Source organism: Desulforhopalus singaporensis (assembly GCF_900104445.1).
Taxonomy (GTDB): Bacteria; Desulfobacterota; Desulfobulbia; order Desulfobulbales; family Desulfocapsaceae; genus Desulforhopalus_A; species Desulforhopalus_A singaporensis.
This window is the reverse complement of the sequence record NZ_FNJI01000008.1, coordinates 14,869-32,716: the sequence shown is the minus strand read 5'-3', so window position 1 is coordinate 32,716 and position 17,848 is coordinate 14,869. Positions and strand designations below refer to the sequence as shown.

At 41.6% G+C, this 17,848-nt stretch carries 18 protein-coding genes; 7 read left to right on the top strand and 11 right to left on the bottom strand.

Annotated elements, in window-relative coordinates:
* Positions 1-78 precede the first annotated feature (78 nt).
* From BLQ17_RS07020 to BLQ17_RS06970, 9 genes are all read right to left on the bottom strand, one after another.
* Entirely contained in the window at positions 79-318 is a 240-nt protein-coding gene (locus tag BLQ17_RS07020; protein WP_092221270.1) for a hypothetical protein, read from the bottom strand.
* Positions 308-721 carry a hypothetical protein gene (locus BLQ17_RS07015; protein WP_143005456.1) on the bottom strand — a complete coding sequence of 138 codons (414 nt, stop codon included), beginning with the start codon at positions 719-721 and terminating at the stop codon, positions 308-310. Before BLQ17_RS07015 ends, BLQ17_RS07020 begins: the two co-directional genes overlap by 11 nt.
* A gap of 737 nt (positions 722-1,458) precedes the next feature.
* Positions 1,459-2,262, bottom strand: coding sequence for an HNH endonuclease signature motif containing protein (locus tag BLQ17_RS07005; RefSeq protein WP_092221265.1), 804 nt, complete (start codon positions 2,260-2,262; stop codon positions 1,459-1,461).
* Between the two features lie 2 nt (positions 2,263-2,264).
* On the bottom strand, positions 2,265-2,495 hold the full coding sequence (locus BLQ17_RS07000; RefSeq protein WP_092221263.1) for a hypothetical protein: 231 nt from the start codon (positions 2,493-2,495) through the stop codon (positions 2,265-2,267).
* Positions 2,496-2,740: 245 nt separating this feature from the next.
* The gene (locus tag BLQ17_RS06990) at positions 2,741-4,210 is read right to left on the bottom strand and encodes a CHC2 zinc finger domain-containing protein (protein ID WP_092221259.1); all 1,470 of its coding nucleotides are present in this window, start codon (positions 4,208-4,210) and stop codon (positions 2,741-2,743) included.
* 290 nt (positions 4,211-4,500) lie between these two features.
* Complete coding sequence (locus tag BLQ17_RS06985) at positions 4,501-6,231, bottom strand: DNA primase family protein (protein WP_092221257.1); 1,731 nt, start codon at positions 6,229-6,231, stop codon at positions 4,501-4,503.
* Between the two features lie 360 nt (positions 6,232-6,591).
* The gene (locus tag BLQ17_RS06980; protein ID WP_092221255.1) at positions 6,592-6,828 is read right to left on the bottom strand and encodes a MerR family transcriptional regulator; all 237 of its coding nucleotides are present in this window, start codon (positions 6,826-6,828) and stop codon (positions 6,592-6,594) included.
* A gap of 4 nt (positions 6,829-6,832) precedes the next feature.
* Positions 6,833-7,318 carry a phage regulatory CII family protein gene (locus BLQ17_RS06975; RefSeq protein ID WP_092221253.1) on the bottom strand — a complete coding sequence of 162 codons (486 nt, stop codon included), beginning with the start codon at positions 7,316-7,318 and terminating at the stop codon, positions 6,833-6,835.
* Positions 7,319-7,503: 185 nt separating this feature from the next.
* Positions 7,504-7,719 (bottom strand): hypothetical protein, encoded by a 216-nt coding sequence (locus tag BLQ17_RS06970; protein WP_092221251.1) that lies wholly within the window; start codon positions 7,717-7,719, stop codon positions 7,504-7,506.
* 64 nt (positions 7,720-7,783) lie between these two features.
* Here BLQ17_RS06970 and BLQ17_RS06965 point away from each other — a divergent pair, with 64 nt between their 5' ends.
* The gene (locus BLQ17_RS06965) at positions 7,784-8,296 is read left to right on the top strand and encodes a helix-turn-helix domain-containing protein (protein ID WP_092221249.1); all 513 of its coding nucleotides are present in this window, start codon (positions 7,784-7,786) and stop codon (positions 8,294-8,296) included.
* A 259-nt stretch (positions 8,297-8,555) separates the two neighbouring features.
* Here BLQ17_RS06965 and BLQ17_RS06960 read toward each other — a convergent pair whose 3' ends face one another.
* Positions 8,556-9,746 (bottom strand): IS4 family transposase, encoded by a 1,191-nt coding sequence (locus BLQ17_RS06960; protein WP_092221247.1) that lies wholly within the window; start codon positions 9,744-9,746, stop codon positions 8,556-8,558.
* Positions 9,747-10,153: 407 nt separating this feature from the next.
* Here BLQ17_RS06960 and BLQ17_RS06955 point away from each other — a divergent pair, with 407 nt between their 5' ends.
* The 6 genes from BLQ17_RS06955 to BLQ17_RS06925 all read left to right on the top strand — a co-directional run bounded on the left by BLQ17_RS06955 (position 10,154) and on the right by BLQ17_RS06925 (position 16,051).
* Positions 10,154-11,299: a hypothetical protein gene (locus BLQ17_RS06955; protein WP_092221245.1), complete on the top strand. Its 1,146-nt coding sequence runs from the start codon at positions 10,154-10,156 to the stop codon at positions 11,297-11,299.
* A 1,071-nt stretch (positions 11,300-12,370) separates the two neighbouring features.
* Entirely contained in the window at positions 12,371-12,895 is a 525-nt protein-coding gene (locus BLQ17_RS06945) for a hypothetical protein (protein WP_092221244.1), read from the top strand.
* Positions 12,896-12,919: 24 nt separating this feature from the next.
* On the top strand, positions 12,920-13,561 hold the full coding sequence (locus tag BLQ17_RS06940) for a hypothetical protein (RefSeq protein WP_092221240.1): 642 nt from the start codon (positions 12,920-12,922) through the stop codon (positions 13,559-13,561).
* 88 nt (positions 13,562-13,649) lie between these two features.
* On the top strand, positions 13,650-14,111 hold the full coding sequence (locus BLQ17_RS06935) for a hypothetical protein (protein ID WP_092221238.1): 462 nt from the start codon (positions 13,650-13,652) through the stop codon (positions 14,109-14,111).
* Positions 14,112-14,179: 68 nt separating this feature from the next.
* Positions 14,180-15,055, top strand: coding sequence for a hypothetical protein (locus BLQ17_RS06930; RefSeq protein WP_092221236.1), 876 nt, complete (start codon positions 14,180-14,182; stop codon positions 15,053-15,055).
* Positions 15,056-15,520: 465 nt separating this feature from the next.
* Positions 15,521-16,051, top strand: coding sequence for a hypothetical protein (locus tag BLQ17_RS06925; protein ID WP_092221234.1), 531 nt, complete (start codon positions 15,521-15,523; stop codon positions 16,049-16,051).
* A 707-nt stretch (positions 16,052-16,758) separates the two neighbouring features.
* On the opposite strand, the gene BLQ17_RS06920 is transcribed toward BLQ17_RS06925, so the two are convergent.
* Entirely contained in the window at positions 16,759-17,775 is a 1,017-nt protein-coding gene (locus BLQ17_RS06920) for a hypothetical protein (RefSeq protein WP_245695025.1), read from the bottom strand.
* Positions 17,776-17,848 lie beyond the last annotated feature (73 nt).

The following is a 17,848-nucleotide window of genomic DNA, read 5'->3' as shown; positions in this document are numbered from 1 at the left end:
CGATGGCAATTTCCGCATCCATGTCGGCAACTGTTTTACATGGTATGTTGGGGGAGCCCCAGGGGAAGTCAACACGCTTTACCTCCGTGAAATTTTCCCGGGAAACAGACGGTCGCTAAATTCCTGGTCCGCTATCCGCCGCACCTCAGCCAGCGCCTCGCGGTCTGAGCTTGCGACAATTTCCGTCTCATAAAACCGCAAGCGTTTGCCCTTGTCCGTTTGGGGCCGCATCCAGACATACCCCTCAGTTGATTGGACAAAATGCAGTTCCGATCTGTCTTCATAGCTGGCGACCAGCCGTGTTGCCCTAAATGACATTTTCGCTCTCCTCTTCAAGCTCCATCACCACCCGGAAATTCTCCATATTGGCGAATTCGTTCATCTGTATATTTTTCTGTTCAATCAGATACTCCAGGAGCTGGGGCGCCTTCTGCTGATCGCCACCGACCATGACAATCATTTTTGCCAGATTGGCCTCGATCATATACTCAAGCCCCCTGTCGATCACCACGGCCCGAGCCGCCCACTCGGCATAAACATCTGATTTTTTCAGATACTTGCCGCGCAGAAGATCGAGCTTAAAACGCTCATGGGCCTCCTGAGTTTCAATTCTTTTAATTTCCCGCTGTGTCTTTTGCACAGCAAGACTCTCTTCGGCACCTTCCAAAGTTGTTCCGGCAGCCTTGTGAATGAGATATTTTTCCGCATACTTCCTGACCATCCCACTCGAATAAACCCCACCACGGTTCACCCGCAATTTTCCAGACGCACAATGGTTATAAAACGTCTGCCTTTTTATCATCCATCCAGAATCAACCAGGAATCTAAGGACATCCGCTTTATTTTTGGTCTCTTGATATTTTTTCCAATCTACAACGGGAATATCCTGTCTTTTCATCTCTACCGATTTACCTGTCATGCCGCCCGTCCGGGGACCAGAGCATCTCAAAAATCCCGACATCTCAAATCGGGGTTCTGACGCTTTGGTCCAAGAAAAAGAAATTTTTTTTGCTCGACACTGTGAAAATACTGCAAAAAATTTGTTTAAATTTTACCCTTGATATAGAATACTCCCTGTAATTCAAGGTGTTCCAGGCTATTCACAAAAAAACAAGGACGTCTAATGGAAATTGTTTTCGGCTGCATATTAGTTGTCTCACTTATTTTTTTTCTGATATTTGCAAGAAAAGAGCTTTTCGAACTGTTGAACAACAGTTTTGAGCCACTCATTTCTTCCGTCTTGTCAATATGGTCAATCAACCTGATCCAAAATGACAATATACTGGGCGCAATTTTCTTGATATGCATTATTATAATATTTTGGATAACTGCATATTATTTTTAAATTTTTACAAAATTTAACAGATGCTGTTAACGGCATTTTTTACAGTCTGTTCCTGCTTCATTTTTTGATCTTCTCAAATTTGGTAACACTTTCATTTTCGTTCGCGGGATCCTTCAGGTTGTTTTACAACGCTTCTCGTGGATTGCTTGCTCCAGTTTCGCAACACCAACCAGAACAGGTTTTATTTCATCAGGCTGATCTCCGTAGCCCATTTGAGTCAAGCGAACATGTTCCCCGCGAGAAACTAATATGAGATTTTCCAGACAGATATTACGCCGATCTCCGTCTTTAAACCGAACGCAATAGCCATTAGGAACTGAACCGTTTACCTCCTCCCAAATGACTACATGCTTATGCCGGTACCATCCGGATGTTGTATGGTTCCATGGGTTGCACTCAGCAACCTTGACCAGTACGTACCCGTCTTTATCTGTCCTCTCATGGCCAAGCGGTTTATAGTTTTTCGGTCGATGACCTTGCTGAAACGATCCAGAGTTTTTCTTCATCAAACCTTTAGTCCCGGCATTAAATGAAACGCAGCCTTTTTCGTATTGCCCAGTGCGTCCGGACGTTATTTTGTGTTTTTTTATAAACGCCACAAGCTGCGTAAGTCTCAGGGAGAGACCAAACTTTCTATTGAGTTCATCAAGGAGCTCATGCCTTGTGATCTCTTTATATCTACGTTCTACGAATTCAACTTGCTCCGGAGTGAGCAAGGTAATCCGCTCACCTTTGCTGCATCCTCCCCTCCGACCACAAGTAAAGCCGTTATTTTTCAGGCATGACTTAATCTGCCCAGGAGTTTTTTTAAGACCGAAATGGTTATTAAACTTTTCTGTCAATTCTGGAATTCTCCATGAAGCAAACCCTACCTTGAGGAAATTCTTCATTTCCGTGGTATAAGAAAAACGTGACATGATTATGCCTCCAGCATTTTCGGCACTTCACCAGGTTGCTTGTTCCATTCCCAAGCCGCTTTTTGAGCATCGAGCACGATCTTCGCGTTGCCAACAATGTCCTTGGCAACAGCAGACACTGCCTTGCTACGCTCAATTTCCTCCTGGAGCTTTTCTCCCTTCAATTCTTCGTCATTCAATCTTTCGAGCTGAGCAAATAAGTGGTTATTCAAGTCAGTTAATTTATTTTTCATGAAATTCTCCTAGTTAGTTCTTCCAAACTGGTTAATAATACGTTCGTTCCATGCACCACACACATACCGACCATCAACCCCGGTCGATCCCCGGCAACATCAGCTGCCGTTCTTCACCCGGTAACAGGTCCCTCTTTCTCCGGGGCCGCGAGGCCGAATTCAGTTCATCCACACGATGGTTAATCCGGTCCATATAACACCGAGCATCCCTCCGCTTACCTCCGACCAGAATTGTTGGCCGTCTTTCACCGGTCATAATTTTCTCCGCGCGACAAATATCCGCCGAACACTTCTTTTGCCTCTATTGCGGCCATGGCCGCCTTGATTCGTTGTTTTGGGTCCATCGTTGCTGTGGCTTTTTTGAGTCTCTCCAACTCCCACCTGGTGAACACCGCTTTCCCCTCTGCAGACATGCGCTCCCACAATTCATTTTTTTGCTGCACAATGTAAATGACCTTCCCATTTGAGAGAACGATTTCGATACATTCCGGCTCACTCTCAGGTTGATATAATTCTTTCTCCCCCTCCCCCCCGTTCCGCTCACGCGCAGGGGAAAAGGCTTCATCCTGGGAAAAAGAGACAGGAGGTGAAGCCGGACCGGAATCAACGGAGCCCGCCGATCGCTTTGGAGGCAAACCACTCTCAATCCATCCAGCTAGGTCTCCACCCCGCTGGAAAAAATCCCCCGCATCTTTTGCCTTTGGAGTTGGCCAGTACTTTGCGTGACGAAAAGTTCTTTTCCAGGCGGCAGCGGCGTCAACCGATTTTGATTCCGCATCAAGAGCGACCAGGATGACAGCTGTGCCCTCTAATATTTCTTGAAGTTCCTGGGAAACTCCACCATGCAATGTGCCAACTGCAATAACCATGACCTCCTTGTGTGAGGCAGCTATGGCAATTGCGTCGAGCTCTGCTTCAACCACAACAGCTCCCCTGTGACTTTCTCCAGGCATAATCACCATGGGGAGATTTCCAGACCCTTTCAGCCACACATATTTCAAGGTCTTGAGAAATTTTTCCCGCGCGGCGACCGGCCTCCGGATCCTGATGCGGTGCAGTGCTCCGCCATTGTCATAAATGGGGATAAGCAATCCTTCCGGGACCCACATGTTCGTTTTGCCATCTTCCTCGATCGCAAGGCCGATATCTTTTTTCGCAATCTGATACTGGTGCGACACCCACCCGAGTGAAAACCGCTCAATACTTTTTCTGTCGATTCCCCGTCCTGCCAGATATTCGAGTTCCGTTTCATTTTTCAGCAGTCGGTCATGGCATTTACCGACAAATTCTTCAGCCCACGAAAGCCATACTCTGGTTGGATATTCAGGAATGATTTCGGAAATAGTTCTGTCTTCCTGCTGGTGCGGATAATGACGAGAGCGCCGGACATGATTTCGTCCTGTTCTTGATGAATTTAGTTTTTTATCGCCATAGCGGCATTTTTCAGATGCCGGACAAGCCGCAGACCGTCGACACTGGCGACCGGCACGGTCATGCGCGTCCGGGCAATTCATTCCATCTTTTTCACGCAGCCAGGTGATAATATCGCCTGTCTTCCCACATCCCCTGCAGATATACCCACCGTCAGGGCGGATATTGAACTTATCAGACTTGCTTGAGCCACCGCAGAAAGGGCAAGGACCGGCATACAATTTGCCTCGCCGGCGAAGCCTGTAATCTGCCGCAATTTTTTCTACGATGGATGAAGTATTCATTTTTGCTCTTTTTGGTTTTGTCCTGTTGTCCTGCTTTCGTCCTGTTTTTATCCTGTCAATATCTAATTGATTTTAAACATAAAAATATACGAACAGGATGAAAGGATAAAAAAGTCTACGCGGGAGGAGTTTTTTGTATTTACATTTTTTGCCTATTTTGGAGATGCTTACGCGCGTGCGCACGTAAGGGAATTTCATCCTTTCATCCTGTTTGCGCAAAAAACTTTGAGATAACAAAATGTTAACAGCAGGACAAAAACAGGATAAGAGCAGGATAATAGGATGAAATTTCATAATGCCAGTAACTCCTCAACAGATAACGCCACATCATCACGCACTTTGAAATGACGAACACACATGTCTCCGCCGATTTTTTCTATCAGATACCCGCGCTCACGCATCCATTTACTGATCGTTTTTTTACTCGGTTTTTTGGCTCCGCTTTCGTCGATATATTCCTTCCAGTAATATTCAAATGCCTTGTAAAAATTTCCAAATTTCATGGTCATATTCTCCTGATCAGGACAATGCTCCATGACTTCTATAAGGAATTGGCCCAGGTGGTCCTCTTTTTTCATCAGCTCCCCCCTGGACTCCAGAATACAGTCCGGGATATCAAGACCATGTTCCTGCCACTCAAGGCACCCCTCCACAAGCCATCGCAATATTCCCTCACGGTTTTCCTTGCTCTTGAGTTTGTCTTTCAAACCGCTGTCTTTTTGCTTAAACTTCCCTTTTAACGCCGGATATTTCTTTTCTTCTTCCTCGATATCATCGACATATCTGTAAGAGAGCTCGATCAGCAGGAGGCGCTGGACAAGGGAAAACTCCTTTGTCAGACCATATGGAATATTGTTGGTTTCAAGAACGAGAGTGTGAGTGGCGTTGGCAATTTTTTCTGAGGAATAGTTACGTCGATAATTAATTTTATTGCCGCCGGTGAGCTTTTTTATCAAGCCGCCGTCTATCTTTTGCCCCTTATTGGTTTCGGCGCCGACGACAAGTCGTTTCCCGAGCAAAGCGTACATATGCTCAGACGTTGCCGACGGCGGCGGCTCGTTTTTTTGTTCGATAAAAAGAGACCTGTTGGCCTCATGGTAATACGGCCCCAGAACATCAGCGATCGCGCCAAGAATAGTGCCCTTACCGTTTCGCCCAGGGCCTAGAAATACAGCTAGAAATTCTTCGTTGATTTTACCGGTTATCGCAGATCCGAAAAAACGTTTCAGAAAACGAGGCAACTCTTTTGTGCTCGGATTGGCCGGATCAATACAAGTATCATCAACAATATCCTGCCAAAACCTGTAATCTGCATCGGCACGATAGGCGACATCAATGCGCTTTGTCAGCAGATCATCCGGGCGGCCGTCAACAAGGATACCGCGCTGCAGGTCAATGACACCTTGCTTAGCCGGCAACAACCATTCTTTTTGATCAAGATTTTCAGTCACCGTCGCAATTCTATCGTCGACTCTCGGAGCCATAAACAGAACAGTCGACATCTTGTTTTTCCCGCGCAACTTCCATGCGCGATCCCGATAACTCTTGATGGTTGCATCCATCCAGGACGAAGGGATAAGCGGCTTTTTGAGTAATTTTTCAATCTTGATTTTGGCGTCTTCATCACCATACTTGCTTTTTATTTCAGCGATTTTAGTCTCGCGCTCTTCTGCAAGTTCTTCCAGCTCGGCTTTTTTCTTTTCCTCTATATCAAGAGCGTATTCCTCATAGGCGATAGCTGCATATTCAACCATGTTGTAACAACTGTCATACTCGTCAAACTCCCATATATGGCCATCCCATCTGTACCACTCCCCTTTTTTATCCGGAGTCGTAACATAGAGATATTTTTCATACAAAAGAGCGGCAAGCAGCAGTCCATCCCCCCTCTCATTTGCGTTAAAGCAGTCCCGTACAAAATCGAGACCCAGAGCAATTACGGCGTCATACATTTTATTGGATTCATCACCCATCAATTCCCGTTCTCGCTCTGCTACCTGGTCAGCTATGGTGTCACTCATAATTCTCGCTTTGTATCAATTTGATTTATGGGACTTTCTTGTTAAGCGCAGGATATGCATTTTCCATTTTTCCAATCATTTCAAAAAATTAAATGCGGGCGCGCACCGGGAGTCCCGCAACCGTTGTTCCGGCACCGCCAGGAAGGACCCATGATTTTACGATGTGATATTTTTGAGCAAGCAGGATGAAAACCCTTTTCTGGTCGCCATGGTAAAATCAGGGGGTGTAGGGGGAATTCTCTCATGAGCACCACCCATGAACGGATAGTTGAAAACAGAACAACCAGAAACAAGCTAGGTATAAACACCCAATGCCAACAAATGCCAAAGCAGAATGGATATGTTCAGTTGAAAGATATCTCATCTCTTTCGGTTCCCTTTCCTGAATACCGGCTTTTCCTTTTTTGACAAAAACCAGGCATCCGCTGATTCCTGATCAATCCACCGCTTATTAGCCGGACGATAAGAATCAATGTTACCCTTTTTGATTTCCCGCTCTATATGACTTCGGCTGCATCTATAGCGTTTGGTCGCCTGGGTAATAGATATCAACGTGAGATCATCAAAAGACTTAACTGAAATCCTGGTAGCAGCCATTGACCTATCTCCTCTTGCTATCACTCATCAGCGCCAGGATAGCCTGAATTGTTTCAAACCCTTCCCGGTCTATCTTTTTCTGCTCTCTGTCGCTGATATGTCCATCCTCGATTGATTCCTGAACCTCTTTGGCGAACTCGCCAAACTCGACAGTAGCTTTAAGGGCACCAGCTACAACCTCATCGGAATTAATCCGTGAAACTTTAGGCAGTGGAATAGCAACTCTACCCGCCTGATAGTTCATCACATCAAGTGCAGCGTAGTTACCGGTGAGTAAGGTGAGCGGAACTATCTTCTTTGCGGGGAAACGAACACCAGTCGCATTGGGTCCATCGGTATCCGGATCCGGAGTCGCAGCCCGGTAAAGGTAAGAAAGAGCCATATCCAGATGTTCCGCTATCTCTTTGGGCGATACATCGGAATGATGTATCATTTCATACAATGCTTCTTTCAGCGTCCTTGTCTGCTTGATGGTCAGAGTGTTTGGCATGAGGATTATCTCCTGAAATTTTCATGGCAATACACAAAAAAACAGCAAATACTAATTGTATCTACTGCTATATAAAGATAGGTATACAACGCCACCTATCTAATATTACTTGCCGAAAACGCCCGTCCCCTGTTAGGATATGTAGCGCCCACTACAACGCCCTTGTTGCGTCCAGGGGACGGGACTTAATTCTCTTTTCCCTTCTCGGCCGCCTCGGGCCAAAGAGCTTCAGTTGACAACCCGGTTATTTCGGAGATCAAGTTTCTAATGGTCGGTGAAGTCCGATCTTTCCTGATAACCCTGTAAAAAGCTGTTTTCGTATACCCACAGTCTTTTGCTACATCCGGGACCAGTTTCCCGGTTGCCAACTGGATGGCTCCTATAATTTGTATGCTGTTCATGGTAACTATGGTAACCGCATATGCAAACTAGTGTCAACTTTTAAATTACAACCAGAGACACCTATTGCAAACTATAATTCAATTTAGCAAAAGATTACAATATCTTGTTGATTCAAAAAAAATCAGCCAAAAGCAACTTGGTGACGATCTTGGTTTTCATAAATCACAAGTTAGCAAATGGCTATCGGGCACTACTGGAACACCTAGAAGAACGACTCTTCTAAAAATTTCATCATATTTTGAATGTGATATAATTTGGCTTGAAACAGGAGAAGGTGAACCGTTTCCTAAAATACAAACAGCACTACCAGCAAAAACAGCAGATTTCAGAGCCATAAAACAAAAACAAACCGAAGCCGACACTCTGGCGGAACAAAAAAGACTATTCTTCAAACAACAGGCTGCCGGATACCTTGATGAGCTAATCGATTATATCGGCGAAATCTACGGATTCGATCGAGAAGGCGTCGAAGAATTCATGGAGAAACTTCACGCTTTAGACGAGAATTATCGCTCCTGGAAACGTGAAAAAAAGCCAGCGAGCGATAATAGTGACAATACCCTAAACTCCATTTAACAGTTATATGTCGTAATGTCAAATTTAAGTAAAAAATCAGTTATAAAAACTACACCCTAGCGGATAAGAGCATGTATCTTTTGATTTTTTTCTATGCTTCTCACATATATCAAACCGAACATCGATTATCAGATATCAAATTTTAATATATTACTTCACTTCTGTCCAAAACAGAGCAGAATTTAAAATTGAGTGTTGATTTTAAAGGGGTTGGTGAATGAAAAAGCCATTTTTTCAAAACCAAGTTCCCTTTCTTCATTTATACCGTTTGTGGCTGTCCAAATCCAGGCAGCCGGAGTTGCACAAGAGGGAGAGCTGGCGGATGGTCAAATGGATTGTGCAGCCATTCCAGCAGATCCCTATAGGTAAACAGATTTAAGCGTAACATTGTGGCCAGATTTGACATAGACCAACCAAACTTTGATAGATGATGGAGGTATTTCAATAACAGCAAAGCAATGAGGGCTGTCCAAATTTGTATGCGTAGAGCGTTTTCACTTGTACCGATAAATGTTCTTACTTTTAGATGCTGCTTCAGGGTTTTAAAGAAGATTTCTATCTCCCATCTATCTTTGTAGACGGCAGCAATGGTACTTGAGCCAAATTCGAGGTGATTGGTAAGAAGAACAATTTCACGGTCGTTCTCACGGTCCCAGACGACAATACGACGTAGAGGATATGGACATTTTTCCTGGGCTTTTGGCCCTGTGAGCTTAATCACCTCATCTGAAATGATAAAACGATGCAAAGCAGGACGTCGTTTTTCGATGACTTCGTAGACAGCATTTTCTTTTTGCCGGCTTACAAAATAGATACCTCGGGCTGTCCAAGAGGAGAAAAGGGCATAGTCATTATAGGCCCGGTCAAAGGCAACTATTGAACCTGGTTTGAGATCAAATTTGCCGGCAACAGTACGATCATGCTTGCTGGCTGTTGTTATTAGGGCAAATGAAGGCATATAGTCATCATGATCAAGTAGCACATGTACTTTAACACCACCTTTTGCTCGCCGGAACTTAGCCCAGGGGAAAAGGCTCAGGCAAAGTGAGATTGTGGTTGAATCAAGGCTGAGCAGTTTATTTTTGAAACGAAATTTACGTTTTCGATGGCCAAGCCCGCCACTGGTACGAAAACGGTTCAACATAGTCCAGAAAAGTTCTTCATAGAGGGCAGCTGGGCGATGTTGATTGGCGTATGAGAGAGTAGATTTATTGGGAGCTTTTGAAATGCCAAGATGACGTAGCTTTCCTATACAACAGGAAAGCCCGCCACATATTTCCCGCAATGAATCGGCGTGGGCCATGTGGCAAAAAAGCATAGATACGAGTTGAGTCCAACAGGAGAATCCTTTTGAGCGACGCTCTGCCTGGTGTTTGGCTACCAGTCGGGCAAATTCGTTTCTCGGAAAGTGATGTAAAAGTTGACTAAACAAGCTGCTACCCTTTATCATTGGAGTGCCCTCTTCGGTGGTGGTTGTTTGTTTTTTGTTGGCGCAAAAATCTTACACCACAATCCACCAAGAGGGTATTTCATTTAAAAGCTATTTTGGACAAGAGTGATATTACTTCTGAAATTTCAGATTATTGAGATTCTAGATAAAACTAATGTCTGTCAATCAGATCCCTTTTGGGGATATTTGATTTGAAAAAAATCAATCAATTTTAACTTGAGTATCATAAAAGAAACATTACCAATTGATTATTATCGACATTTGAGTACACGTTTATTGATTCCATTCCCACGAATAATTCAAACAAATTATTATTGCATTAAACAATTTAATCTACATAAATACTAGCGCCATACAAGATCATTTTTTTATTTTCAAATGGTCATAAAATTAGCAATTTATACATTATGAACAAAGAACACAATCAGCATCTTACCATAAAATATAACAAGTTCATTGAAGGTATAAAAAAGACTGGTTTTGGTCTTGAATATTCTATTTCACGAATCTTGATGGATAATGACTGGACTGTCATTAATAACAAATACTATATTGATGATGTACAAGGAGTTGCAAGAGAAATTGACATTTTAGCATATAAGGTTTCCATAAAGAAAAATATCCAAATATATACGGTACTTATTATTAGTTGCAAAAAAAACATTGAAAATGCATGGGCGTTATTGGCCAAAAGCAAGAATATCAAAGATCCAAACATAGATTGGTATCCAGTTACGGTATGGACAAATCATAAGATCATCAAATTAATGATTGATCATTTTGATTGGAAAAAAAAGTATATTTCAAAATCAAAAAAATTACTTGAAAATCTTTTTTCATCTGAAAAACATATTTTTGCTTTCCAGGAAATGAGCAAAAGCACAGGCTCTCCTAAAAATGACAAAAACATTTTCAATTCAATCGTTTCATCAATGAAGTCTCAAAATTACGAAATTGAATCATTAAAGAAAAGAAAAGAACAAGACGCAGTTTATAATTTTAATCTAATATCTATAGTTGACGCGCCTCTTGTAAGAATTGAATACGACAGCGACGAACCTACTTTAAAAACTATCAATTCAGATATTTACATTGGAAGTTACATTATAAACAAGAAAGAAACCATTTCTAGAGTTCATTTTATAAATGCAGAACATTTTCCTGTTTGTTTACCAACGTACGACTCATTGCATTCTCACAATGTCGATCAAACATTTCGTTTATATAATTCATACTTTGACAATTGTGTAAAAAATGAATTAAAAGTTAAACTCTTTGAACAAAATTTTAATCAGAGAATTAGATGGTGTATATATAGTGCGTTTTTACACTTACGAAATGACAATGCACCTAAATATAGCGATATACATGTTAATATTCGATGGGACGACAAAAAAGGCTCCATTGCTCTATCAATTAATGGAGTATATGATGATGAAGAACTTGAATTTTTTAATAATAATGAAGAAATCAAAATTAAAATATTATTTTCCTTAAAACACTACTATCAATACACAGGTGACATTTATTTTGAATCTTATGTTCCATTTTAATTTTTACTAATTATCAAGCTTAGAGAAATTGAACAGCATCTTGTTTCGGTGTCTGTTCCAGAGTGTAATTATTCACTACAAACCACGAACATTAATAGGGAGAAAAATATCTTGATGATATTTCTAGATTTAATGGATTTGGGCCAGCAAACGACTGGGAATTATGCGCATTGACTGTTTATGCTAATGGGACTTTGGCTAGCGATTTGAGCAGGGAGTTGCAACATGAATGGTATCCTATTAGGCCGATATCCAGTAAAGTTGTCGTGATATAGAGCAGCAAAGATGACAACTTGTCGAATTTACGTTGTTAATAATCTCTGTTTACAGGAACAATAAGAAACCAGAGAATAACTTGTTGGGCAACACAATGAAGGCATACAAATTTAGAAGCGCAGACCAAATCCCCTTTGCCTTGGACATCATGTTCAACAATCGCTTGTATTGCGCTGATTGGAAGAGATAGAACGACCCAGTCGAAGGAAGTTTCATATACAGCCGCGCCTCTAATGGTTGCAACGAATACAGGAGGGAATTTCAGCAGACCATTGAAGAGAAAAAGAAGCTGAAAGTATGCTCACTTTCGCTCACATTCGACTGTCACTTGCTTTGGTCCCACTACACTTCTGGCTTCAGCGGCCTAGCCATAGAGGTGGAACTTCCGAACAATCACCAGGAGGTAAAAGTTGTTGATTACCGATGAGTCTTCGCGTTTGTGTCGATGGCGGAGCATCGCAACGCCTCGGAAACTGCTGACCGGGTCCTTTCATCAAAATACAACGAATGGGCCTACGAAAAGGAAGTGCGGATACTTAAAAGAGGGGAATGGTTCTCCCTTCCATCGCCAGTTAGAAGGATTATTTGTGGGCACCGGATAAATCCTTCGATGATCGAGGCTCTCGGAATCATTTGTGAGCGGAAGGGAATCACAATTAACAAAATTGGAATCGAAGACGAGAGGCTCAATGCAGACTATGCACCCCCTCTTTATTAAAGTCGCCCAATCAATCGTTCCAACGGATGCGCTAAAGCGCTCCGCTTAGCTCAATCGTTAGACTTTTGAAAATTACTATGTCATTAAATACGTCACTCATCGAATTTGCGGCAGTTGCATGGCTAGATCTATTAAATAAAAAGCCAATCCTTACGTCTGTGATCACAATAATATTTGCCATCTGTATTGGATTCGGAATTTACTTCATAAATGAGCATGACAAGCAAAGGCAGGAAGAAAGGCGTTTAAAAAATCTCCAATATGAAACCCAAATAAATCAATTAGCCGAGACTGAAAACAACTTAAAAAAACTACTCGAGTTTATTGAGTTCCAAAAAACAAATTTAAAAGAGACTCAAGATTCTGTTGAGTTACTAAAAAAGGAAAAAGAAAAATTGCAACCACTCGTTGAAAGTGACCAAGCAGTGGTAGAAGCATTATTCCAAGCCCAGGAAGAAAGACAAAGAAAAACTGTTTGGCGAGAGAGATGGGTTGGTTTTGGCTTCGGGCTTTTAGCTTCGTTGCTTGCCTCATTTATATGGTTCATAATAAAAATTAGTATAACAAGGCGTTCCAGAGGACTCGCTGAAGTTCGCCGCTGAACTCAACGTTGGGCTTAGATAAAAATGACTCCAGAAAAGAAAATAGAAGATGATATTTTTGAATCAGTAAAATGTTCTGAACTAGTCGAATTAGGTAAAATTGCTACTGAAACAGGAATAGATTCACTTCTTGATAATGGTCTACTTAGAGACATTCCGATAATTAATACATTATCAAGCCTTATAAGAACTGGTTTTCAGATTAATGATCGTATTTTCATAAAAAAAGTTATCAAATTCTTATTACCCATATCTAAATTGTCAGATGTTGATCGTAAAAAGATGATTGACAGACTAAATTCAAAAAAAGAATTCAGAAATAAAGTCGGTGAAAGGTTGGTAGAGATTCTCTCTAGAATTGAATCACATAAAAAACCAACTATTATAGGAAAAATATTTTGTTCATACATAAATGAACAAATTGATTTTTTAGTTTTAAGAAAATTGTTATTCGCTGTTGAGCGTATTCCTTACTACGAAATATCTAATCTAAGAGAATTTCAAAGTAAATCTAAAGAAAACAGCCAAAATATTTACGACTATATTGATATTGATTTATTGGTTTCATCTGGTTTTGCGTCTCCTATCTCAGCATGGGATGGAATGCTATATAAGCCAACAAAATTATGTAACATTTTTTTAGATCTCGAGTTCGATAAAGATTAAAATTTGCCCAACTAGGCGGTCAACACGGACTCGCCGAAGCTCGCCGACTTCCTTCACGTTACCCTTCTGAAAATATTTGTGGAATGTCATGGATCTTAAACAACAGGAAAAGAACGAAATATTAATTTCGGTTTATAGTGGCCAAAGACAAGAGTCACTCCAGCATAGGCAATCTATATATAACTCATTCAGTTTAGCTATAGCTGGACTATTGGTTATTTTGGGCGGTCTTCTCGCCGGAGGTCCTATAAACACATATATCAGAGTGGTTTCTGGGATTGGCATATTGGCCTTCTGTATTTATATATCTTTGTTTATTAAACAACAAAGGAATGAATCAGATAAAGGTCTTGCAATAATGCTGAAAATTGAAAAAGAATGGGGCCTTTACGAAAAAGACAGATACATTAAGAATGAAACTGTTCTGCCTGAATCTTTTGCTGTTCCCGGGAGAATGGCCGGAGAATATTCAATAGCAGACTTTTTCCATTCTTACATTCTTTTTATCTTAGCCGCTATAAATATACTGGTAATCTTTTTTAAAGGATAACCTCCAGTTTGAGAGGGACGGCAAACAGCGCAGCCCCTCAACATTGTCATTATACACCAAAGAACAATATGGGCTATCAACTATGGGTATCGCCAGTAACAGGATACAGAAGAAAAGGAACTAGGTTCTCCGCTCTCAGGAAAATATTTATTGACAACATAACTGCTAGAAACATTTATGAACCTCTACTTTGTTGTCCAGTTCATTCTCATGCTCATGATGCAAGAGAAGCTTTAAGGATCAGAGATTTTGATGTTGCTGGGGTTAAGGAAACTGAGGGTGGTGAGGTTGTTGGGTATGTTCAAGCCGTTGATCTCGGTGATGAGGATCTTGGGAAATATGTTAAAAAAATCACCTCTGATCTCCTCATTTCCGATTCAACACCAATAGCAGAGATTTTTTCAGTACTCACTGAAATTAACTTTGCATTTGTAATCTCTGGAAAGCATATCTCTGGGATAATTACAAAGGCAGATATTAATAAACCCCCTGTAAGAATATACCTTTTTGGCATAACCTCTTTATTTGAAATGCATCTCAACGCATGGGTAAAACATTACTATAGTGATGATAGTTGGGTTAGTGAGGTGCCTGGACAGCGAATGCAAGAAGCATCCAAAATTTACGAACTAAGGCAAGGTAATAACCAAGATCTATCATTGATTGAGTGCCTGCAACTTTGTGACAAACGTGATCTATTGGCAAAATCTCAACAATTTAGGAAAGATTTTGATTTTTCGCGTAGGAGCTTTGATTCATTTGTTAAGGACTTGGAAAAGATCAGAAATGAACTGGCACATAGTCAGTATTCAATCATCGCAAATATAGAATGGCCTCGCTTAATTGAAATAATTTCAAGTGCCGAAGCATTTTTAATCAACTCCGATATAAAAGTAGATAATATCGCTGCTGAAGGTAAAGATTTCCAGGATTTATTGATTTAAAGTGTATAACAAAATAATTCACCAGATGGCGAGAACGGCGGTGGCGCTGACGTGGCAAGTTCATGTGCGCCACCGCTGATTAACAGCGTTGACATTTCCAATTCCAAGATTCCAATTCCGCACTTTCCTTGTTATTTAACACTATTCCTGTACATCTACGAATCTGCCAGTTTTACTATTAGCTGTCATATCAAATACTATTTTTTACACCTAAATCTTTCTCATAATTCCACATCAAATTGATACAAAACGCATTTAGTATATCTGGCAGACAAGGGTGTGGAGATCCTAGAGCTCTTATCCCCTCAATTATCTTATCTATTTTCATTTGAATCCATTTAAGTTCTTCTCAAATATTCTCAATGAAAGCAGGAAGTTTCACTTGACTTTTACCCATACGATTGTCTAGGATTATTGGAATAACAATAGAAATTGTGTCAAAAACAAAAAGGGAGGAAATGAGAGATGGCCGAGAATGTAAAGAATCCGGAACGCCGGAAAGCGGTAAAAACAATTGTCGGGGGATTAACTGCTGTTGCTGCGTATCACACTTTACCTTCGAAATGGGGTACTCCCATTGTCGACCAGATATTTTTACCTGCACATGCTGCTACCAGCGGCATAGTCGCAACCTATTTTCTTGATGTAATACCTTTTGGACCAGCAGACGACTGGGGAAGAGGCGCATTAACGGTTTATGCTGATGGGACTGCAGTTTTTGTCCGAATAAACATGTTAGACACGCGTAAATGGGAAGCAACTTTCTCATCTGTTCCAGGAGTAGGAACACTTGTTGAAGTTGACAGGTCTCCAGATTGTTTACCAGCAACATCAGAAGGCCCTGGATTAACTCTCAACCTTGCCAGCGCCAATGGATCTGAGGCTAGTTTCTACTTTAATAACGATCCGTCTAGATATCCATTCACGCTGCCGGCAGCTTCTATACCACCGGAACCCATACTGGCTGGAGCCTGTGAAGGTGGAGAGCCGGTTTAAAAAATTAATACAAATTGCCCTAATTTTTACCAAAACACATATAACGCATTGAAATAATAAATGTTCCAACTACCTGGGGGACAAGGGGTCGGAGGTTCAAATCCTCTCATCCCGACCACTTGAAAATTCAGGGCGTTAAGCTAATTCAATAGCTTAACGCCCTTTTTTTATTGTTTTTTTATAGTACGTCACACTGTTCACACTGGTCTGTTTTTGTAGGGAGATCCATAGCTCTTACAAATAGGATCATACCTTACACAGCGAGAAACCAGGTATTTTGAATTTTCAGTCTGTATTCCTAATCTCTATTGCTAAGATGTAAATATTTTTGACTGTATGGTCCAAGGCAGTTGCACCTTACTGCCCATTTCTGACCATATTGTTATATGGTAATAGCCAGGTCAAGGCTGCGATGAGACAAATGATGAGTGTACTGTCTCATGCGGTGACAACAAATACCGGCGCACTGGCAAGCGTCTTTTACTTTGCAAATCGCTGCATCAATAACAGTTGCAAGGGCAATTAATGCTGCATATTTGAACTGTCCACAATAGAGCGCTGATCGACTTGACTCGTAGTACAGGTTGAATTGGGTTGAAAACCATGAGGAGTATCTGCTCTGTGTTGATGTTTGGTTCGCACCTCTGCCAAACTGGTCCCCTGATCTCTTCAAGGTAAATTTCTAGTCAGATCCGAACGATTCTATGTCAATTATCGTGGGAAGCTATCAGGCACTGGGGATGCAGGAGGTATTTTGCGTAGCCGTCATATTTTTTCGAAGCCTTCATGCATACCGTGCGATCCTCCGGACATAAAAACCCCGGCCTTACCTCGGCAATGCGAGCAGTAACTTTTGCCTCTATAGCCGTGTCTTTATACCTGTTACAGTTGTTCGCCTCATTCCAGCTCCCATCAACGTACTCCGAAATATCAAATTTTTTGCCGAGTACCCATTTGCGAACGATCTTCCTTTTTTTTATTGAGGCGAACAGGTCAAAATTACAACTGATCTGTTGCGATGTAAAAAAATCTGCAATAACTGTCTCGATCGGATCTTTCGTTTTTTTTCGCAAACCGTTCCAGAACCGGAAACCATTAAAGTTGGCAACGAGGTCAGCATAAGAAAAAATACCGGTGGTCAGGTATCCAAACGTTCCTTCTTCCAGCTCCGTTCCCCATGCAATGGCAGTTTCTATGGTTGCATTGTCTTCTTGGGTTTGTTCAAAATAGTTCCACCCTTCAGCAAAGAAATGGCCAATCTTATCCAACCCGATGAGTTGATCCCGAATGCGGACAACGTTGCTGAGCTCTTTGAGATTGAGCGAAATCCCTTCAAGGAAAGTTATATCGCGATAGATGGAGTCCTCAAGGGGGAGAGAATAGCTCTGGCTAGCGAGCAGTTCACGAAGTTGTTTATCAAGGCTATAACCTTTTAATCCCAATGAAGCCGAAAACGAGTGAAAGATGGCCTTGCGCAACTCGGTGTAAAGTATTTCTTCGTCACACATCCCTCTTTCAGAAAAGAGGGTAAAATCATCCCGATGCGCATTAGCATTATCGACTCCCTCACGCAAGCGTCTATTGATGATTTCATTGAGAGTGTCGGTGATATCGGGCAGGGCTTTGGAATATGGGGTAATGGTATCTATTTCCGCGGTTTGACAGACAGTTGAGAACGAGCAGCAAGAGATGAGAATGCATATAAAAATACGTAGTGAAGACATGGACATTTCATCCCGTAGCAGGCGCTGTAAAATTCTATCAGTTGTAGAACTCCAGACTCAATTTAACACATAG

What these genes read in the sequence shown, in the direction of transcription:
- BLQ17_RS07020 (WP_092221270.1), bottom strand. Translation starts at nt 318, where the DNA reads ATGTCATTTAGGGCAACACGGCTGGTCGCCAGCTATGAAGACAGATCG.
- BLQ17_RS07015 (WP_143005456.1), bottom strand. Translation starts at nt 721, where the DNA reads ATGGTCAGGAAGTATGCGGAAAAATATCTCATTCACAAGGCTGCCGGA.
- BLQ17_RS07005 (WP_092221265.1), bottom strand. Translation starts at nt 2,262, where the DNA reads ATGTCACGTTTTTCTTATACCACGGAAATGAAGAATTTCCTCAAGGTA.
- BLQ17_RS07000 (WP_092221263.1), bottom strand. Translation starts at nt 2,495, where the DNA reads ATGAAAAATAAATTAACTGACTTGAATAACCACTTATTTGCTCAGCTC.
- BLQ17_RS06990 (WP_092221259.1), bottom strand. Translation starts at nt 4,210, where the DNA reads ATGAATACTTCATCCATCGTAGAAAAAATTGCGGCAGATTACAGGCTT.
- BLQ17_RS06985 (WP_092221257.1), bottom strand. Translation starts at nt 6,231, where the DNA reads ATGAGTGACACCATAGCTGACCAGGTAGCAGAGCGAGAACGGGAATTG.
- BLQ17_RS06980 (WP_092221255.1), bottom strand. Translation starts at nt 6,828, where the DNA reads ATGGCTGCTACCAGGATTTCAGTTAAGTCTTTTGATGATCTCACGTTG.
- BLQ17_RS06975 (WP_092221253.1), bottom strand. Translation starts at nt 7,318, where the DNA reads ATGCCAAACACTCTGACCATCAAGCAGACAAGGACGCTGAAAGAAGCA.
- BLQ17_RS06970 (WP_092221251.1), bottom strand. Translation starts at nt 7,719, where the DNA reads ATGAACAGCATACAAATTATAGGAGCCATCCAGTTGGCAACCGGGAAA.
- BLQ17_RS06960 (WP_092221247.1), bottom strand. Translation starts at nt 9,746, where the DNA reads ATGATAAAGGGTAGCAGCTTGTTTAGTCAACTTTTACATCACTTTCCG.
- BLQ17_RS06955 (WP_092221245.1), top strand. Translation starts at nt 10,154, where the DNA reads ATGAACAAAGAACACAATCAGCATCTTACCATAAAATATAACAAGTTC.
- BLQ17_RS06945 (WP_092221244.1), top strand. Translation starts at nt 12,371, where the DNA reads ATGTCATTAAATACGTCACTCATCGAATTTGCGGCAGTTGCATGGCTA.
- BLQ17_RS06940 (WP_092221240.1), top strand. Translation starts at nt 12,920, where the DNA reads ATGACTCCAGAAAAGAAAATAGAAGATGATATTTTTGAATCAGTAAAA.
- BLQ17_RS06935 (WP_092221238.1), top strand. Translation starts at nt 13,650, where the DNA reads ATGGATCTTAAACAACAGGAAAAGAACGAAATATTAATTTCGGTTTAT.
- BLQ17_RS06930 (WP_092221236.1), top strand. Translation starts at nt 14,180, where the DNA reads ATGGGCTATCAACTATGGGTATCGCCAGTAACAGGATACAGAAGAAAA.
- BLQ17_RS06925 (WP_092221234.1), top strand. Translation starts at nt 15,521, where the DNA reads ATGGCCGAGAATGTAAAGAATCCGGAACGCCGGAAAGCGGTAAAAACA.
- BLQ17_RS06920 (WP_245695025.1), bottom strand. Translation starts at nt 17,775, where the DNA reads ATGTCTTCACTACGTATTTTTATATGCATTCTCATCTCTTGCTGCTCG.